Raw genomic sequence first — 14,857 nt, forward strand, 5'->3', positions numbered from 1 at the left:
GGTCCGCGACGACCTCCACGAAGCCTTCCTCACCATCGGCTGCGCCATTATCTGCTGGCGCCGACTCAAAGCCCACTCATTCTGTTAGGACCCCTAAGAGACCTGACACGCCTGCTCGACTGTCCACAGGGGACACACCTGAGATGACAGTGCTCCACTTGGACAGTTCGCGGTTTCTTCACTGTCGTGAGTGATAAAGAGGGTTCCAACGCAAGGTCACGTAGCTTAAGTTGATCTTGGGCGAGGTCGGCAGATGGGTGAAGGCCCTGGTCGTGGGTCGGGTTGGTCGTGAGTGGCGTTTCGGGTTCTAACCCGAAACGCCACCCACGACCCCCTCGTGAAATCGACCATCCGGGCATCAATCAGACATTGAGTCAGCGAAAATGTCCTTGGTGGACACTGAGAGGCGCAGTCGGCTCCATCCAAGATCACCTTAAGCTCCGTGGCATTGGGTTCCAACGCTCTTCATCACTCACGACCTCAGTCACGAAAGGTACACATATACATGAACCGGGCATTCCAGCGTGGAATAGTGTCTCTTGTGGACAATCAGGACACGGTCGGCTCACGTCGGGCCACGAGGTGACCGGCTGACTCACTTTCGAGTGTCAGGAAAGGGTCGTTCAGGACGAAAAACGTCAGGAACGACCCTTTCATGACATCCGCGTGAGGACTAAGGGAGGCCGGCGAGGGACTTCTCGAGAACCTCGTCGGACAGCGCGTGGTCGGAGATGTCGCCCGCCAGGTACGCGCCGTACGCCGGGAGGTCGAGGTGCGCGTGCCCGCACAGCGCGGTAAGAATCACCTTCTCATCCCCGGTTTCCTTGCACCGCAACGCTTCCTGGATGCACGCGGCGAGCGCGTGAGTCGGCTCGGGCGCGGGGATGATGCCCTCCGCGCGGGCGAACCGCACGCCTGCCGCGAAGCAGTCCTCCTGCCCGATGGCGACCGCGTCGATCAGCCCGAGTTCGTAGATATGCGAGATCAGCGGCGACATCCCGTGGTAGCGCAGGCCGCCGGCGTGGATCGGGTCGGGGATGAAGTCGTGGCCGAGCGTGTGCATCTTCAGCAACGGCGTCAACCCGGCGGTGTCCCCGAAGTCGTACGCGTACTTCCCACGGGTGAGGGTCGGGCAGGCGGCCGGTTCGACCGCGCGGATCACCGGGTCCATCCGCCCGGCGAGTTTTTCGCGCAGGAACGGGAAGGCGAGCCCGCCGAAGTTGGATCCGCCGCCGGTGCAGCCGACGAGGACGTCCGGGGTGTCCCCGGCCAGTTCGAACTGCTTGAGCGCCTCTTCGCCGATGATCGTCTGGTGCAGCAGCACGTGGTTGAGCACGCTGCCGAGCGCGTAACGCGTGTTCTCCGCCCGCGCCGCCTGCTCGACCGCCTCGCTGATCGCGATGCCGAGGCTCCCGGTCGAGTCCGGGTCCGCGGCCAAGATCGCACGGCCGGATTCGGTCAGCTCGGACGGGCTCGGATGCACCGTCGCGCCGAAGGTCTCCATCATCAGCTTGCGATACGGCTTCTGGTCGAACGAGGCGCGGACTTGCCACACCTCACACTCGAGCCCGAAAGTGGCGCACGCGAACGCGAGCGCGCTCCCCCACTGCCCGGCGCCGGTTTCCGTGGTCAGCCTCGTGACACCCTCCGCCGCGTTGTAGAACGCCTGCGGGACCGCGGTGTTGGGTTTGTGCGAGCCGACCGGGCTGACACCCTCGTACTTGTAGTAGATGCGAGCGGGAGTGCCGAGCGCCTTCTCCAGCCGCCTCGCGCGGAACAGCGGCGACGGCCGCCAGAGCCGGTAGACGTCGAGGACCTCTTCCGGGATGTCGATGTATCGTTCGGTGCTGACTTCCTGGGCGATGAGCGCCTGCGGGAACAGGGGCGCGAGATCGTCCGGGCCGACCGGTTCACGGGTGCCCGGATGCAACGGCGGCGGTGGCGGCTCCGGCAGATCCGGGACGACGTTGTACCACCTGGTCGGCATGTCCGCTTCGTCGAGGATGTATTTCGTCCGCTCCGCCATTGAGCCTCCTCTGTCCGTCCCCTTCAACCTAAAGGGACGGACGGCGTCGCACCAGGCGTCACTACTACGGTGGGGGCATGGGGAATTTCGTACTGCTCGACGCACCGTCCAATCTCGGACTGCGCCCGCCCGCCGAAGGTGTGGTCCCCGGCTGCTACAAGGCTCCAGGCGCGCTGCGTGACCACGGCCTGCTCACCCGTTTGGGCGCGAGGGACGGCGGGGTCGTCACCCCGCCGCGGTATCTGCCCGCTTGGTCGCCCGGCAGCGGCGTGCGCAACGCGGCCGGGATCGCGACCTACACCGCGGCCCTCGCCGGACGGCTGGCGAAGATCCGCGCGGACGGCGGCTTCCCGGTGGTACTCGGCGGCGACTGTTCGATCGCGCTCGCCGCCATGCTGACTCTGCGTCGCGAAGGACGCTTCGGCATCGTCTACTTCGACGGGCACGACGACTTCCGGCATCTCGGCAATTCCGACCACGTCGCCTCGGTCGGCGGTGAGGCCCTCGCCGTCGTCACCGGCCGTGGCCAGCCGGAACTGGCCGATGTGGACGGTCTGGGTCCTTACGTCCGGGACGAAGACGTCCTCGTGCTCGGAGTCCGTGCGGAGGAGTCCGCCGAGGCGCGGGAAGCCGGGCTTCGCGTCGTCACGAGCCAGGAGATCATGGCGTCCGGCACCGGCGGCGCGCTCGCCGCCGCCCGCGAGATCTTCGCGCCGCTGGACGGTTTCTGGATCCACATCGACATCGACACGCTCGATCCGGAATTCGTGTCCGCTGTGGACAGTCCCGATCCCGGCGGGCTCAGCCCGGACAAGCTCGTCGAACTGCTCCGCGGCCTGCTCGCCATCCCCGGCGCCACCGGGCTGGAGCTGACCATCTTCGATCCCGACCTCGACCCCGACGGCACACAGGCCGCCCTGGTGGCGGACTGCCTCGTGCGCGCACTGGAAGGAACCCGATGACCAAGGTCACCGTCGCCGACGGCTCGTTCGACGCCCCGCTCTGGCTGCCCGAATCCGGCTCCGGCCCGGGTCTGGTGCTGATCCAGGAGATCTTCGGTCTCGACGACTACCTCAAGTCGGTCGCCGCCGACCTGGCAGCCCTCGGCTACGTCGTCGCCGTGCCCGAACTGTTCTGGCGGATCTCCCCCGGCTGGTCGGCCACGCACGACGAAGCCGGGATCTCGGCCTCGATGGCCGTCGCCGGCCAACTCGACCCGGCACGCGCCGTCGGTGACGTGCTCGCGACACTCGCGACGCTGCGCGGGCTGCCCGAAACCGAGGGCCGCGCGGGCGTCTTCGGCTTCTGCCTCGGCGGTTCGATGGCCTTCGCGGCCGCCGCCGAGGGCGACCCGGACGTCGCGGTTTCGTACTACGGCTCGCGCGTTCCGGAGCAACTTCCCTTCCTGGACGAGATCACCTGCCCGATCCAGTTCCAGTTCGGTGGCGCGGATCCCTACATTCCCGTCGAGGGGGTGCGGAAGCTGGCCGAGGCGGTGGCTTCCCACGACGGGGCGGAGATCCACATCCACGAGGGCGCGGGGCACGCGTTCCACAACCATGTGGCGCCGATGTTCCATCAGCCGGAGCCCGCCGCGGCGGCTTGGGCGCTGACGCTGGAGTTCCTCGGGCGGACCTTCCCCGCGTGAGCTCGCGCCGACGGCCGGATCCGCACCACAGATGGCCGGCGATCTCCGGAATATGTCGGTGCCTCCCGGTAGTTTCACCACCATGGCCACATTGGTGAGTTTTCACGCCCACCCCGACGACGAGTGCATCGTCGCGGGCGGCGTCATGCGCAAAGCCTTCGAGGAAGGTCACCGTGTCGTGCTCGTCGTCGCGACCAGGGGGGAGGTCGGCGAGGTGCCGGACGGTTTCCTCGACGACGGAGAGGAGCTGTGGCAGCGCCGCGTGCAGGAGACGCACGCTTCCGCCGAGGTCCTGGGGGCCAAGCGGGTGGAGTTCCTGGGGTACACCGATTCCGGCATGATGGGCGAGCCGCGCAACGACGTGCCCGGCACCTTCTGGCAGGCCGACGTCGAGGAGGCCGCGCAGCGCCTGGCCGCGATCCTGCGCGAGGAGCAGGCCGACGTCCTGACCGTCTACGACGACAACGGCGGCTACGGGCATCCGGATCACATCCAGGTGCATCGCGTCGGGATGCGGGCGGCCGAGCTGGCGGGCACGCCGCGGGTCTACGAGGCGACCAGCAACAGTGACGAGATGCGCCGCGGCATGGAGGAGGCGGTGCGGACCGGGCAGATGAAGGCGGAGGATCTTCCCGATTTCGAAGACGGTTCCGAGTTCGGCAAGCCGGAAGCCGTACTGACGGCGAGGGTCGACGTCACCGCGTACCTGCCGTACAAACGTGCCGCGATGCGCGCGCACGCCAGCCAGATCAGTGAGGATTCGTTCTTCCTCGCGATGCCCGACGAGGCCTTCGCGCAGGCGTTCGGCGTCGAGTGGTTCATCCGCGCCGGGCAGGGGCCGGGCATCACCGAGACCGACCTGATGGCGGGTCTCTGACCGATGGGCATGTGCGGGGCGTACCTGCGGGTCACGCCGGACGAGTTGCGTGAACTGACCGAGGAGCCCGAGCGGTACTGGGCGTATGCCGAAAAGGCCGCCGGAACCGAGCGGGCGGTGGACATCGACAAGGCGTGGAACGCGCTGTGGTTCCTGGCGGGGCGCGCCGGGTTCGAAGTCGATTTCGTACTGGGCGGGACTTTGCTGGGGGAAGCGGACAGTGACGGGCCGCCGCGGCATTTCAGCGCGGAGGAAGTGCGGACGATCTCGGCGGAGATGGCGCGGACCGGGTTCGATCGGCTCTCGCAAGGCGTCGAGCTGTCGGATCTCGAGGCCGAGGGGGTCTACCCGTCGATCTGGGACGAGCCCGACGCGCTGGATTACGTGCGCGGGTACTACGACGAACTGGTGACCTTCTTCGCCGGGGCCGCGAAGGCCGGAGAGCCTGTCGTCACGATCATCACCTGACGAAGGCAGCGGTCCGTGAAGGCCTCCTTGACTACCCTGAGGGTAAAGAAGGGGCCCTTCACGGAACTTCGCAAAGCCGGCGAGATCAGGCCGTGGCGGCTGTGACGTCGAGCTCGACGAGCTGCCCGGGATACCCGAGCTGCGCGACGCCGAGCAGGGTGCTCGCGGTGGTGAAGGCCTCCCCGATCTCCGACTCGACGAACCGGTCCCACACGGCCGAGAGCACGTCGGCGTCCGGCGTGACCACGTAGATCACCGTGCGCACGACGTCGGCCGGGGTCGCCTTGGCGAAGGCGAGCGCGGCGGCGGTGTTCGCGACGACCTGGTCGACCTGGGCGAGCACGCCGCCCTCGACGACCTTGCCGTCATCGGCGAGCGGGCACTGGCCGGCGAGGTGGATGTCCCGCCGTCCTTCGACGATGGTCACGTGGTGGTAGGTGGGCGTGGGGTGCAGACCGGGCGGATGGTGGCGTTGAATGGTCACGAGCCGCATCCTCACCGAGGCGGTCGCGACGGGACAACCGGATTTCACGGGAGAGCCATGCGCAGAACGATCGACTGGACCGGTGGCGCGGTCACGATCATCGACCAGACCGTCCTTCCCGCCGAGTATCGCGTGCTCGAACTGCGCACGGTCGGCGAACTCGTCGACGCCATCCAGCGGCTGGCGGTGCGCGGGGCACCGGCGCTCGGCGCGGCGGGGGCGCTCGGTGTCGTGCTCGCGGCCCGCGCCGGGGGCGACGTCGAGGCCGAGGCGCACCGCGTCGCCCAGGCCCGGCCGACGGCGGTCAACCTGAGCTGGGGTGTCTCCCGCGCCCTCGCGAAGCTCCCGGACGGACCGGAAGCCGTCCTCGCCGAAGCGCTGGCGATCCTCGACGAGGACGAGCGGATCAATCACGAAGCCTCCCGGCTGGCGGCCGGCGTGGTGCTCGAACACTGCGGGCGGCGGCCGTTGCGGCTGCTCAGCCACTGCAACGCCGGCCACCTCGCCACGGTCGCCTGGGGCAGCGCGCTCGGCGTCGTCTGGCATCTTCAGGCACGTGGCCTGGTCGAGTCCGTGCTGGTCGACGAAACCAGGCCGCTGCTGCAGGGCGCCCGCCTGACCGCGTGGGAACTGGCCGAAGCCGGTGTCCCGTACCGGATCCAGCCCGACGGCGCGGCCGCCGCCGCGATGAGCCGCGGCCTGGTCGACTGCGTGCTCGTCGGCGCCGACCGGATCGCCGCCAACGGCGACGTCGCCAACAAGATCGGCACCTACGGGCTGGCGATCGCGGCGAAGCACCACGGAGTCCCGTTCGTGGTCGTCGCCCCATCGTCCACTGTGGACAACGCGATGCCGGACGGCGCCGGGATCGTGATCGAGGAGCGCGATCCCGGCGAGGTCCTGGGTTTCGGTGGCACGAAGGTCGCTCCCGAAGGCGCCGAGGTGTTCAACCCGGCCTTCGACGTGACGCCGTTCGAGCTGGTCACCGCGGTCGTCACGGAGCAGGGGGTGCTGCGCCCGTGAGCAGCTTGGTGAACAGAGCGGCCGTTTCCGCGTCGTCGTAGCTCAGCGGGAGCGTGTCGAAGTAGTAGCGGAGAGGGCCGGATCCGGTGCCCACGACCATTCCGAAGTCGATCGTCCGCCCCTTCGCCCGCACGGTCCCGCGGTACTCCTGGAACTTCGTGTGCGGACCCGCCGCCGCCTGATCGGGTACCAGCCGGACGTCGGTCATCGCGCCCGAAAGCCTGCCGAGGTAGGCGAGATGGCACACCGGGTCCGTCACCGGCGCGGTCAGCCCCGGGCCGGCGAAGGCCGGGCCCGGTCGAGGACAGTTGTCGCCGATACCGGCGAAAAGCTCACGAAGGCCGTCGTTTTCGACCGGACGGAACCATTCCGTCCGATCGTGATAGCGACGGCCTTGGGTGACCTCGCCGTCTTCGAGCACCACCCGGTAGACGGCCGGGTACCGCACCATCCGGCCGTGGATCACCGCTTCGTTGGCCGCCTCGTAGAAGACGGCGTCGCCGTTCACCACGATCTTCACCGGGGTGAACCGGAACGTCGGGAACGCGCCGAGCAGGGTGCGCAGGTTGTTCTCGATATTCGCCCTGCCTTGGATCGGCGCGGCGCTGCCCGATTCCGCGAGCGTGCCGTCGGCGGCGAAAATGGTGCCGTACAAACGAACGCGGGCTTCCCGCGCTTCGGGGGTGTCCGAACGCATCGCCCCGAATTCGGTCTGTTCGGTGATGAAGGCGCAGGCGGACGGCGACACCGCGCCTTCGACCAGGTCTGCGAGTTGCTTCGGCATCGAGCAGTCCTCGGTCGTCTCAGCCACCGCCGCCCCGCTTCCCATCACCGTCGCCCCGAGGAGAACCGCCGCCACACCAAGGAATCTCTTGATCTTTCGCACCAGGTCACCTTGGCAAGAGCGACCACGCGAAGTCGATTACCCGCCAGGTAATGCCGGCTAGAAGGATTCGAGACAGGACGGCTCGCGGTCGGTGGCGAACGCGGCCGTCGCCCGGGAAACCGCGCCGGCGGCCCGCTCCTTGATCCGGCCCGCGGCGGCCAGCGTGCTGGGCCTGGTGCCACCGAGGAAGATCGCGCCGAGGTCGTCCACGCCCAGCTCGAGATCCGGCGCGTCCTCCACGCGCGTCACCTCGGCGTTCCCGACGGCATCGGTGACGAGCCGCCAGTTCCCGGTGTTCCAAGGACAGAAGGTGTCGCGGACGCCGAACACCAGATCCACCGGAACTCCGTAGCGCCGGGTGACGAGGCCACGGTCGACGTCGACCAGCCGGAGCCACAAGGAGTCACCGGCCGACCTGGTCATCTTTCGGGGGTCGGCGAGCAGATGGACGAGCGGCTCGTCGAGCGCCGCGTTCAGCTCTATCGTGCCGATCAGGTCATAGTCGAGCAGGAAGCGGTACAAGGTCGCGTACGTCCGCGGCGTGGTCGCGACGAGTTCCTGCAGGCTCAGCGTCCCGCACGGACCTTCCTCGTCCCAATCGCTCTTCACCCGGTAGATCGCGTAACCGTCCGGCAGGACGGCGAACTTCATCCCCGACGAGCCCTTGTGCCGGACCTCGCGGTCGTCGAGGTTGAAGTTCCATGCCGATTCGGGCCGGTCGAGCGCGCCGACCCGAAGCGGCGCCTCATTCTCGTAGATCGCTTTGATCAGCGGGATCGCCTCCGCACGGGTGATTTCCCGCACCCGCTCGGTTTCGAGTTCGACGCCGGGCCGGAAGGCGGACTTCGCGCGCACCTTCGCGCGATGGAACTGCGCCGCGAGCCCGTAGCCGAAGCGGGGGTAGATGGTCGCTTCGGAGGCCCACAGGGCGGCGATCGGTTCACCGCCGTCTTCGTGCAGGCCGTGCAGCTGCGCCCGCATGACCCGCGTGAGCGCGCCCCGCCTGCGGTGCCCCGGCGCGACGGCGACCGACGTCACCGCGGCGAGCGGCGTCTGCCCGGCACCGGGAACGGTGATCTTGCGGGTGAGCAGTTCCCCTGTCCCGATGAGGTCGTCGCCGTCGAAGACGCCGTGTGAACGCTCGGGTTCGAAGACCAGCGCTTCGCGGAACCGCATGCCTTCCGTGTCGTCGGTGAGGAACGCTCGCGCGAGCATCGTGGCGAACGCGGGCAGGTCGTCGGTGGTCAGGGTGCGGAGGGTCAAGCCGTCATCGCTCACCCTGTCGTCGTACGCCTCTTCACCGACGACCGCCACGCATTAAAGAGCGGTCATCAGGGCCGCGGCCCGATCACCTCACCCTTTTCCGTCACCTCGATGGCCATCGCGGGGCATGAATCCGCCGCGTCGAGCACCGTCTCGTCCGGCTCCACCTCTCCCGTGACCACCGTCGCCGTGGCGCCTTCGAGCGCGAAGACCTCCGGCTTCAGCGCGGCGCACATCCCCGAGCCGATGCACGTATCGCCATCGACGTCGACTTTCCAGCTCATGCTCACCATCCGATCGGCATGGAGCGGGGCCCCCGCACCAGCATCTGCGTCTTCCACACGATATCGCCGTCGAGGTGCAGTCCGGGGAGATCTCGCAGCAACGCCCGCAAGGCCTCCTGCAGTTCCAGCCTCGCCAGCGGGGCGCCGAGACAGTGGTGCACGCCGTGCCCGAAACCGAGGTGAGGATTGGACTCCCTGCCGAATTCGAGGGTGTCCGCCGACGTGAACTGGAGCGCGTCCCGGTTCGCGGCACCGATCGCGACCATCACCGGCTCGCCTTCCTTCACGAGCACGTCACCCACCTGGATGTCTTCGGTGGCGTAGCGGGCGAACCCCGCCCCGGCACCCAGGGGGATGAACCGCAGCAGTTCCTCGACCGCGGCCGGGATCAGGTCCAGGTCCGCGCGGAGGCGGACGAGCCGGTCCGGCTGTTCGAGCAGGGCGTAGACGAAGTTGGGGATCTGGCTGGCGGTGGTCTCGTGCCCGGCGATCAGGATGCCGATGCACATGTCGACCAGTTCCAGCTCGCTGAGCCTGTCGCGGACGTCGCGCGCCTCGATCAGCGCGGTCATCAGGTCGTCCTGCGGCTCGGCGCGATGCTGCTCGACGAGCACGTGCATGTACGCCCGCAGCTCGTCCTGGTTGGCCATCATCTCTTCGGTGGTCAGCGGGCTGGTCGACAGCGCGGCGTCGCTCCACACGCGGAACTTCGGCCGGTCCTCGACCGGGACACCGAGCAGCTCGCAGATCACCGCGACCGGGATCGGCAGCGCGTAGTCCTCGACCAGGTCGGCGGGCTGCCCCTTGGCCTTCATGTCCTGGATCAGGCCCGACGCCAGCTCGGCGACGCGCGGCCGCAGCAGTTCGACGCGGCGCATGGTGAACGCCTTCGCGACCAGCGTGCGCAGCCGGGTGTGATCCGGCGGGTCCATGCTCAGGATCCCGCCGGGCCGCCTGCCCGGCGCCATCCGCGGCTCGTCCCGTTCCGCCGCCATCGCGCGGGAGAAGCGCCGGTCGCCCAGCACGAACCGCGCGTCGGCGTACCGGGTGGCCAGCCACGCCGGCTCACCGTGCGGAAGACGGACCCGGAGCATGCCCTTGGTGGCGCGGGCCGCCGCGTACGCCTCGTTGAGTTCGAGCCCGGCGTCTTCGTTGAAGGGATAGGAGACGAATTCGGTGTCTGTGGTGGTCATTTGTCCGGAAACCCCCCGGCTCGGCGGTTTGTAAGCAACTGCTTACAACGCTAACCATGATCACGGTGAGCGTCAATGCGCCTACCGTGCGACGTACGGCTAGCCTTTGGCGATGACGGAAGAACCGCAGGTCCGCAAGCGCGACGCGGCCGCGACCAGGGCTGCCCTGCTCGACGCGGCGGCGGCTCTCTTCGCCGAACGCGGTTTCGACCGGACGACCGTGCGCGACATCGCGAAACTCGCCGGAGTCAATCAGGCCTTGCTGTTCCGCTACTTCGGTTCGAAGGACGCGCTGTTCGAGGAGGTCCTGGCGCGCGGCGGACGCGAGCAGATCGCCACCACCCCACCGGACGAACTGCTCGGGACGGCGTTGCGCAGCATGCTGGAATCCGACACCGGCCGCGACCGCACCCTCGACGCGTACCTGCGCTCGACGGGGCACGACAGCGCCGCCGCCGCGGTCCGGCGGCAGCTAGGCGAGGAGTACGCCAAGGTGCTCGCCACGCTGACCGACGCCGAAGACGCGGACCTGCGGGCGGACCTCGTCCTCGCCTGGCTGCTCGGGATCGGCCTGGTCCGCGACATCACCGGCAAGGAACCACTGGCCAGCGCGGATCCCGACGACGTCTGCCGTCTGGTGCTCGGCGCGGCGCGGACGCTGCTGGAGCGCAGCGGGTAACTACGTCGCCGTCCACGGCTCACTGCTCTACGGTCGTGCCGTGATCCCGTTCCCGCCCGCCGGCACCGAAGCCGAGTTCGACGCGCTGACCAGGCAAGACCTTCTTCCGGCGGTGACGTCGCTGACCGGGTCGCTCGGCCTCGGCGAAGCCGTCCCGTTCACCGAAGGCTCGCTCCCGGTCTACGCCGTCGGCGAAGATCTGGTGCTCAAGCTGTTCCCGCCGGTGCATCGCGACGAACTCCCGACCGAGCGGACGATGCTCGAGGTCCTGCACGGGAAGCTGCCGATCCCGACCCCCGCCGTGCACGACGCCGGCGAGCGGGACGGCTGGGGCTACGTGCTCATGGAGCGCCTGCGCGGCGAAGCACTGAAGGACGCTTGGCCGAAACTGTCCACAGAGGACAAGCACCGGCTCGCTCCAGAACTCGGCGAGGCGCTGGCCGCCCTGCATTCGCTGCACGACCCGCGGCTCGACGTCCTCGGTCCGCCGGACTGGGCCGCGTTCGTCGCCGGGCAGCGCGCGAAGGTCGTCGAGCATCACCGCCGGACCGGCCTCGACGAGGCCTGGATCAGCCGGATTCCGGCGTTCCTCGACTCCGTCGATCTGGGCAGCCCGCCGGTCGTCCCGCTGCACACCGAATTCATGCGTGACCACCTCATCGTCGCCCATGACGGCGAACACCCGCGGCTGACCGGGCTCTTCGATTTCGAACCGGCGATGCGGGGTGCGGCCGAGTACGACTTCGTCGCCGTCGGCCTGTTCGTTTCGGGCGGGAACAAGGACTTCCTGCGGCGGCTACTGGCCGGATACGGCGTCGAGCCGGACGAGGAATTCTCCCGGCGCTGCCTGGCGTACGCGCTTTTGCACGTCTACAGCAATTTCACTTGGTACTTCAGGGTTCTTCCGGCGCCGGAGGAACCGACTCTGGAGAGCCTCAGCCGGGCTTGGTGGTAGCCCACGTCACCGGTACGGCTTCCGGGCCGCGGATCGACAGCGGCGGACGCCAGGCGATGGTCGACCGCGGGCACAGCCTCACCGGGCGGACCTTCGCCAAGTCCGAGAACCTGTTCGGCCCGGTGGCCGCCACTTGCTCGGTCGAACCGATCGACGAGAAGTCGTGCTGGGGCGACCTGGTCATGATGCGGAAGCAACTGTCACGTCTCGTGAGTGGTAAGGACGGCCAGAACCGTCCATACCACTCACGAGCGGCTACGGCAACGCACGCCTCAACAGTTCCGCCAGGTGCAGCGCCCGCCGTCCGTCGAGCTGCTCGATCTGCGTCCGGCAACTGAAGCCGTCCGCGACCACTTCGGTGCCCTCGGCCGCGGCACGGATCGCGGGCAGCATGCGGTCTTCGGCGCAGGCGACGGAAACGTCGTAATGCCCGCGTTCGAAGCCGAAGTTGCCCGCCAGTCCACAGCATCCGGAGTCCATTGTGGAATTGTGGATACCCGCGGCGCGCATCGCGGCCTCGTCGGGGTCGAAGCCGAGCACGGCGTGCTGGTGGCAGTGCACCTGGCTGAGCACTTCGACGTCCAGCGACCGGAATTCGAGCGGCGAGTCCTCGACGAGTTCGGCGAAGGTCCTGGTCCGTTCGGCGAGCAGTTCCGCGACCGGGTCGCCGGACAGGAGCGCCGGGAGATCACCGCGGAAAAGAGCCGTGCAGCTCGGCTCCAGACCGGCCACCAGGTAGCCGGAGCGCAGGTACGGTTCGAGTACGGAAAGTGTGCGGCGCAACACCTTCTTCGCCGCGTCGAGCTGTCCGGTGGACACCAGGGTCAGTCCGCAGCAGACGCCGCGATCGGGCAGGACGACGTCGTAACCGGCGGCGGTGAGCACCTCGGCCGCCGCGTCGAGGACGTCCGGGGTGAGGTAGTTGTTGAAGGAGTCGGGCCACAGCACCACGGGCCGCGAACCGGTCGCCCAGCGTTTGAGATCGTCGCGGCGCCGCGTGAACGGCACCCTCGCGAACGTCGGCAGGTCCCGTTCCGGCGCGATCCCACCGAATTTCTTCAGCAGCCTGGAGAACCGGCGCGACATCGTGTTCGCCAGCCGGGGCGCCAGCGACGCCGCGCGCAGCCACAGCGGCAGCCAGCCCATCGAGTAGTGCGACGCCGGGCGCAGCCGTCCCTTGTGGTGCTGGTGCAGGAATTCCGCCTTGTACGTCGCCATGTCGACGTCGACCGGGCAATCGGACAGGCATCCCTTGCACGACAGGCAGAGATCCAGCGCCTCGGCGACTTCTTCCGAGCGCCAGCCGTCGGTGATCAGTTCGCCGTTCACCATTTCGGCGAGCAGATGCGCGCGTCCCCGCGTCGAGTGCTTCTCCTCCCGCGTGGCGCGGTAGCTCGGGCACATCACGCCCGGTCCGGTGGTGTTGCGGCATTTCCCGACGCCGACGCAGCGCCGCATCGCCTGCCCGAAGCTCCCCCGGTCCTCCGGGTACGCGAGCGCGGTGACGTCTTCGAGTTCCAGTGGCGCGCGCCGGACGCGGAGATCGGCGTCGACCGGCCTGGGGTTCACCAGGATGCCCGGGTTCATCATGCCCGCCGGATCGAAGATTCCCTTGAACCGCGCGAAAAGCGCGAGGATTTCGGGGCTGTACATGCGGGTCAGCAGTTCCGAGCGGGCCTGTCCGTCGCCGTGTTCCCCGGAGAGCGAACCGCCGTGCGCGGCGACCAGGTCCGCCGCCTCTTCGAGGAACGACCGGAACCCGGCGATCCCTCGCGACGACAGCAGATCGAAGTCCAGCCGCAGGTGCAGGCAGCCCTCGCCGTAGTGGCCGTAGACGACGCTCTTGCGGCCGTGCTCGCGCATGAGCTGCTTGAACTCCCGCAAGTAGGCACCCAAACGCGCGGGCGGGACGGCCGCGTCCTCCCAGCCGGGCCAGGCCTCCTCGCCCCCGGCCAGCCGCGTCGCGAGACCGGCGCCCTCCTCCCGGATCCGCCACAGCCGCTTCTGCGCGGCCGCGTCGTCCAGCAGCGCGGATCCGGTCAGCGCGCCGCGGAGCCCGTCGATCAGCCCGCGCGCCTTTTCCGGATCGGCCATCTCGACGAACAGCCACGCGCCGCCCGGCGGAAGCCCGTCGGCGCGGCCGGGCTCCAGCAGGGCGACGAGGTCCGCGTCGACGCCCTCGACGGTCAGCGGCGACCACGGCAGGATCGCCGGGACCGCGTCGGCCGCGGCGATGTCGGACTCGAAGCCGAGCACCGCGAGCACCTTGCGGCGCGGCACCTCGGCGAGGGAAACCGTCGCCTCCAGCACCGTGACGCACGTGCCCTCGCTGCCGACGAGCGCCTTGGCGACGTCGAAGCCGTTCTCCGGCAACAGGTGCTCCAGCCCGTACCCGGACACCCGCCTGCTGAACGAGGACAGCTCGGTCCGCAGTAACGCCAGGTTGTCGTGGACGAGCGCGCGCAGCTCCGAGAAGACCCGGCCTTCCGTGCCGGGCATGGCCGCCCGCACGTCCACTTCGGACGGCGAGGTCGGCCCGACGGTGAGCCGGGTGCCGTCGTAGAGCAGCACGTCCAGCTCCCGGACGACGTCGACCGTGCGACCCCAGGCCACCGAATGCGATCCGCAGGCGTTGTTGCCGATCATCCCGCCGATCGTGCAGCGCGAGTGCGTCGACGGGTCGGGGCCGAACCGGAGGCCGTGCGGCGCGGCGAGCCGCTGGAGGTCGTCGAGGACGGTTCCGGGGGCGACCCTCGCCGTGTGTGCCTCCGGATCGAGGTCGAGGACGCCGCCGAAGTGGCGTGACGTGTCGATCACGACGCCCGGCCCGCACGAGTTGCCCGCGACGCTGGTGCCGCCGCCGCGGGCGATCACCGGCAGCCCGGCCTCCCGGCAGGCGGCGACGGCCGCGATCACCTCGTCGACGCTCCGCGGCAGCACCACCCCCTTCGGCACGTGCCGGTAGTTGGAGGCGTCGGTCGTGTACAGCGCCAGTGTCGCGGCGTCGGCCAGGATCTCCACGGGTCCATTCAAGACAACCGCGGGCGAGAACGCATCGGCGAACCTCTCCG

The 14,857-nt window shown here is 68.9% G+C and carries 15 protein-coding genes; 7 read left to right on the plus strand and 8 right to left on the minus strand.

What is annotated here, in order from left to right; all coding sequences use genetic code 11:
- Positions 1-673: 673 nt before the first annotated feature.
- A complete protein-coding gene (locus tag AC069H_RS33855) occupies positions 674-2,026 on the minus strand; it encodes a TrpB-like pyridoxal phosphate-dependent enzyme (protein ID WP_478226496.1) in 1,353 nt (450 codons plus the stop codon).
- Positions 2,027-2,103: 77 nt separating this feature from the next.
- Between AC069H_RS33855 and AC069H_RS33860 the strand changes: the two genes are divergently transcribed.
- From AC069H_RS33860 to AC069H_RS33875, 4 genes are all read left to right on the plus strand, one after another.
- The gene (locus AC069H_RS33860; RefSeq protein WP_478235042.1) at positions 2,104-2,988 is read left to right on the plus strand and encodes an arginase family protein; all 885 of its coding nucleotides are present in this window, start codon (positions 2,104-2,106) and stop codon (positions 2,986-2,988) included.
- On the plus strand, positions 2,985-3,674 hold the full coding sequence (locus AC069H_RS33865) for a dienelactone hydrolase family protein (RefSeq protein ID WP_478235043.1): 690 nt from the start codon (positions 2,985-2,987) through the stop codon (positions 3,672-3,674). Before AC069H_RS33860 ends, AC069H_RS33865 begins: the two co-directional genes overlap by 4 nt.
- Positions 3,675-3,756: 82 nt before the next feature.
- Positions 3,757-4,551, plus strand: a complete 795-nt coding sequence (locus tag AC069H_RS33870; protein WP_340681514.1) for a PIG-L family deacetylase — start codon at positions 3,757-3,759, stop codon at positions 4,549-4,551.
- Between the two features lie 3 nt (positions 4,552-4,554).
- The gene (locus tag AC069H_RS33875; protein WP_478226500.1) at positions 4,555-5,019 is read left to right on the plus strand and encodes a YfbM family protein; all 465 of its coding nucleotides are present in this window, start codon (positions 4,555-4,557) and stop codon (positions 5,017-5,019) included.
- Between the two features lie 85 nt (positions 5,020-5,104).
- Here the strand turns inward: AC069H_RS33875 and AC069H_RS33880 are convergent, their stop codons facing one another.
- Entirely contained in the window at positions 5,105-5,503 is a 399-nt protein-coding gene (locus AC069H_RS33880; RefSeq protein WP_478226501.1) for a RidA family protein, read from the minus strand.
- A gap of 57 nt (positions 5,504-5,560) precedes the next feature.
- Here AC069H_RS33880 and mtnA point away from each other — a divergent pair, with 57 nt between their 5' ends.
- Positions 5,561-6,526: an S-methyl-5-thioribose-1-phosphate isomerase gene (gene mtnA, locus AC069H_RS33885; RefSeq protein WP_478235044.1), complete on the plus strand. Its 966-nt coding sequence runs from the start codon at positions 5,561-5,563 to the stop codon at positions 6,524-6,526.
- On the opposite strand, the gene AC069H_RS33890 is transcribed toward mtnA, so the two are convergent.
- From AC069H_RS33890 to AC069H_RS33905, 4 genes are read right to left on the minus strand one after another with little or no spacing between them, the layout of a single operon-like run.
- On the minus strand, positions 6,498-7,412 hold the full coding sequence (locus AC069H_RS33890; protein WP_478235045.1) for a nuclear transport factor 2 family protein: 915 nt from the start codon (positions 7,410-7,412) through the stop codon (positions 6,498-6,500). The two genes, mtnA and AC069H_RS33890, sit on opposite strands and share 29 nt — an antisense overlap.
- A 57-nt stretch (positions 7,413-7,469) precedes the next feature.
- Positions 7,470-8,726, minus strand: coding sequence for a GNAT family N-acetyltransferase (locus AC069H_RS33895; protein WP_478235046.1), 1,257 nt, complete (start codon positions 8,724-8,726; stop codon positions 7,470-7,472).
- A 17-nt stretch (positions 8,727-8,743) separates the two neighbouring features.
- Complete coding sequence (locus AC069H_RS33900) at positions 8,744-8,959, minus strand: ferredoxin (RefSeq protein ID WP_465422237.1); 216 nt, start codon at positions 8,957-8,959, stop codon at positions 8,744-8,746.
- Between the two features lie 2 nt (positions 8,960-8,961).
- Entirely contained in the window at positions 8,962-10,152 is a 1,191-nt protein-coding gene (locus tag AC069H_RS33905; protein ID WP_478235047.1) for a cytochrome P450, read from the minus strand.
- A gap of 112 nt (positions 10,153-10,264) precedes the next feature.
- Between AC069H_RS33905 and AC069H_RS33910 the strand changes: the two genes are divergently transcribed.
- Both AC069H_RS33910 and AC069H_RS33915 read left to right on the plus strand, forming a co-directional pair.
- On the plus strand, positions 10,265-10,831 hold the full coding sequence (locus AC069H_RS33910; protein WP_340681519.1) for a TetR/AcrR family transcriptional regulator: 567 nt from the start codon (positions 10,265-10,267) through the stop codon (positions 10,829-10,831).
- A gap of 40 nt (positions 10,832-10,871) precedes the next feature.
- Positions 10,872-11,786, plus strand: coding sequence for a phosphotransferase family protein (locus AC069H_RS33915; protein WP_478235048.1), 915 nt, complete (start codon positions 10,872-10,874; stop codon positions 11,784-11,786).
- Here AC069H_RS33915 and AC069H_RS33920 read toward each other — a convergent pair.
- Together AC069H_RS33920 and AC069H_RS33925 are read right to left on the minus strand one after the other, a co-directional pair.
- Positions 11,767-11,970 carry a hypothetical protein gene (locus AC069H_RS33920; RefSeq protein ID WP_478226507.1) on the minus strand — a complete coding sequence of 68 codons (204 nt, stop codon included), beginning with the start codon at positions 11,968-11,970 and terminating at the stop codon, positions 11,767-11,769. The genes AC069H_RS33915 and AC069H_RS33920 overlap by 20 nt on opposite strands.
- Positions 11,971-12,041: 71 nt before the next feature.
- The gene (locus AC069H_RS33925; protein ID WP_478235049.1) at positions 12,042-14,807 is read right to left on the minus strand and encodes an FAD-binding and (Fe-S)-binding domain-containing protein; all 2,766 of its coding nucleotides are present in this window, start codon (positions 14,805-14,807) and stop codon (positions 12,042-12,044) included.
- Positions 14,808-14,857 lie beyond the last annotated feature (50 nt).

The sequence above is a fragment of the Amycolatopsis sp. NPDC043887 genome, from assembly GCF_056435665.1.

Coding starts and splice junctions, on each gene's coding strand:
- AC069H_RS33855 (WP_478226496.1), bottom strand. CDS start 2,026: ATGGCGGAGCGGACGAAATACATCCTCGACGAAGCGGACATGCCGACC.
- AC069H_RS33920 (WP_478226507.1), bottom strand. CDS start 11,970: ATGACCAGGTCGCCCCAGCACGACTTCTCGTCGATCGGTTCGACCGAG.
- AC069H_RS33860 (WP_478235042.1), top strand. CDS start 2,104: ATGGGGAATTTCGTACTGCTCGACGCACCGTCCAATCTCGGACTGCGC.
- AC069H_RS33870 (WP_340681514.1), top strand. CDS start 3,757: ATGGCCACATTGGTGAGTTTTCACGCCCACCCCGACGACGAGTGCATC.
- mtnA (WP_478235044.1), top strand. CDS start 5,561: ATGCGCAGAACGATCGACTGGACCGGTGGCGCGGTCACGATCATCGAC.
- AC069H_RS33910 (WP_340681519.1), top strand. CDS start 10,265: ATGACGGAAGAACCGCAGGTCCGCAAGCGCGACGCGGCCGCGACCAGG.
- AC069H_RS33900 (WP_465422237.1), bottom strand. CDS start 8,959: ATGAGCTGGAAAGTCGACGTCGATGGCGATACGTGCATCGGCTCGGGG.
- AC069H_RS33905 (WP_478235047.1), bottom strand. CDS start 10,152: ATGACCACCACAGACACCGAATTCGTCTCCTATCCCTTCAACGAAGAC.
- AC069H_RS33875 (WP_478226500.1), top strand. CDS start 4,555: ATGGGCATGTGCGGGGCGTACCTGCGGGTCACGCCGGACGAGTTGCGT.
- AC069H_RS33865 (WP_478235043.1), top strand. CDS start 2,985: ATGACCAAGGTCACCGTCGCCGACGGCTCGTTCGACGCCCCGCTCTGG.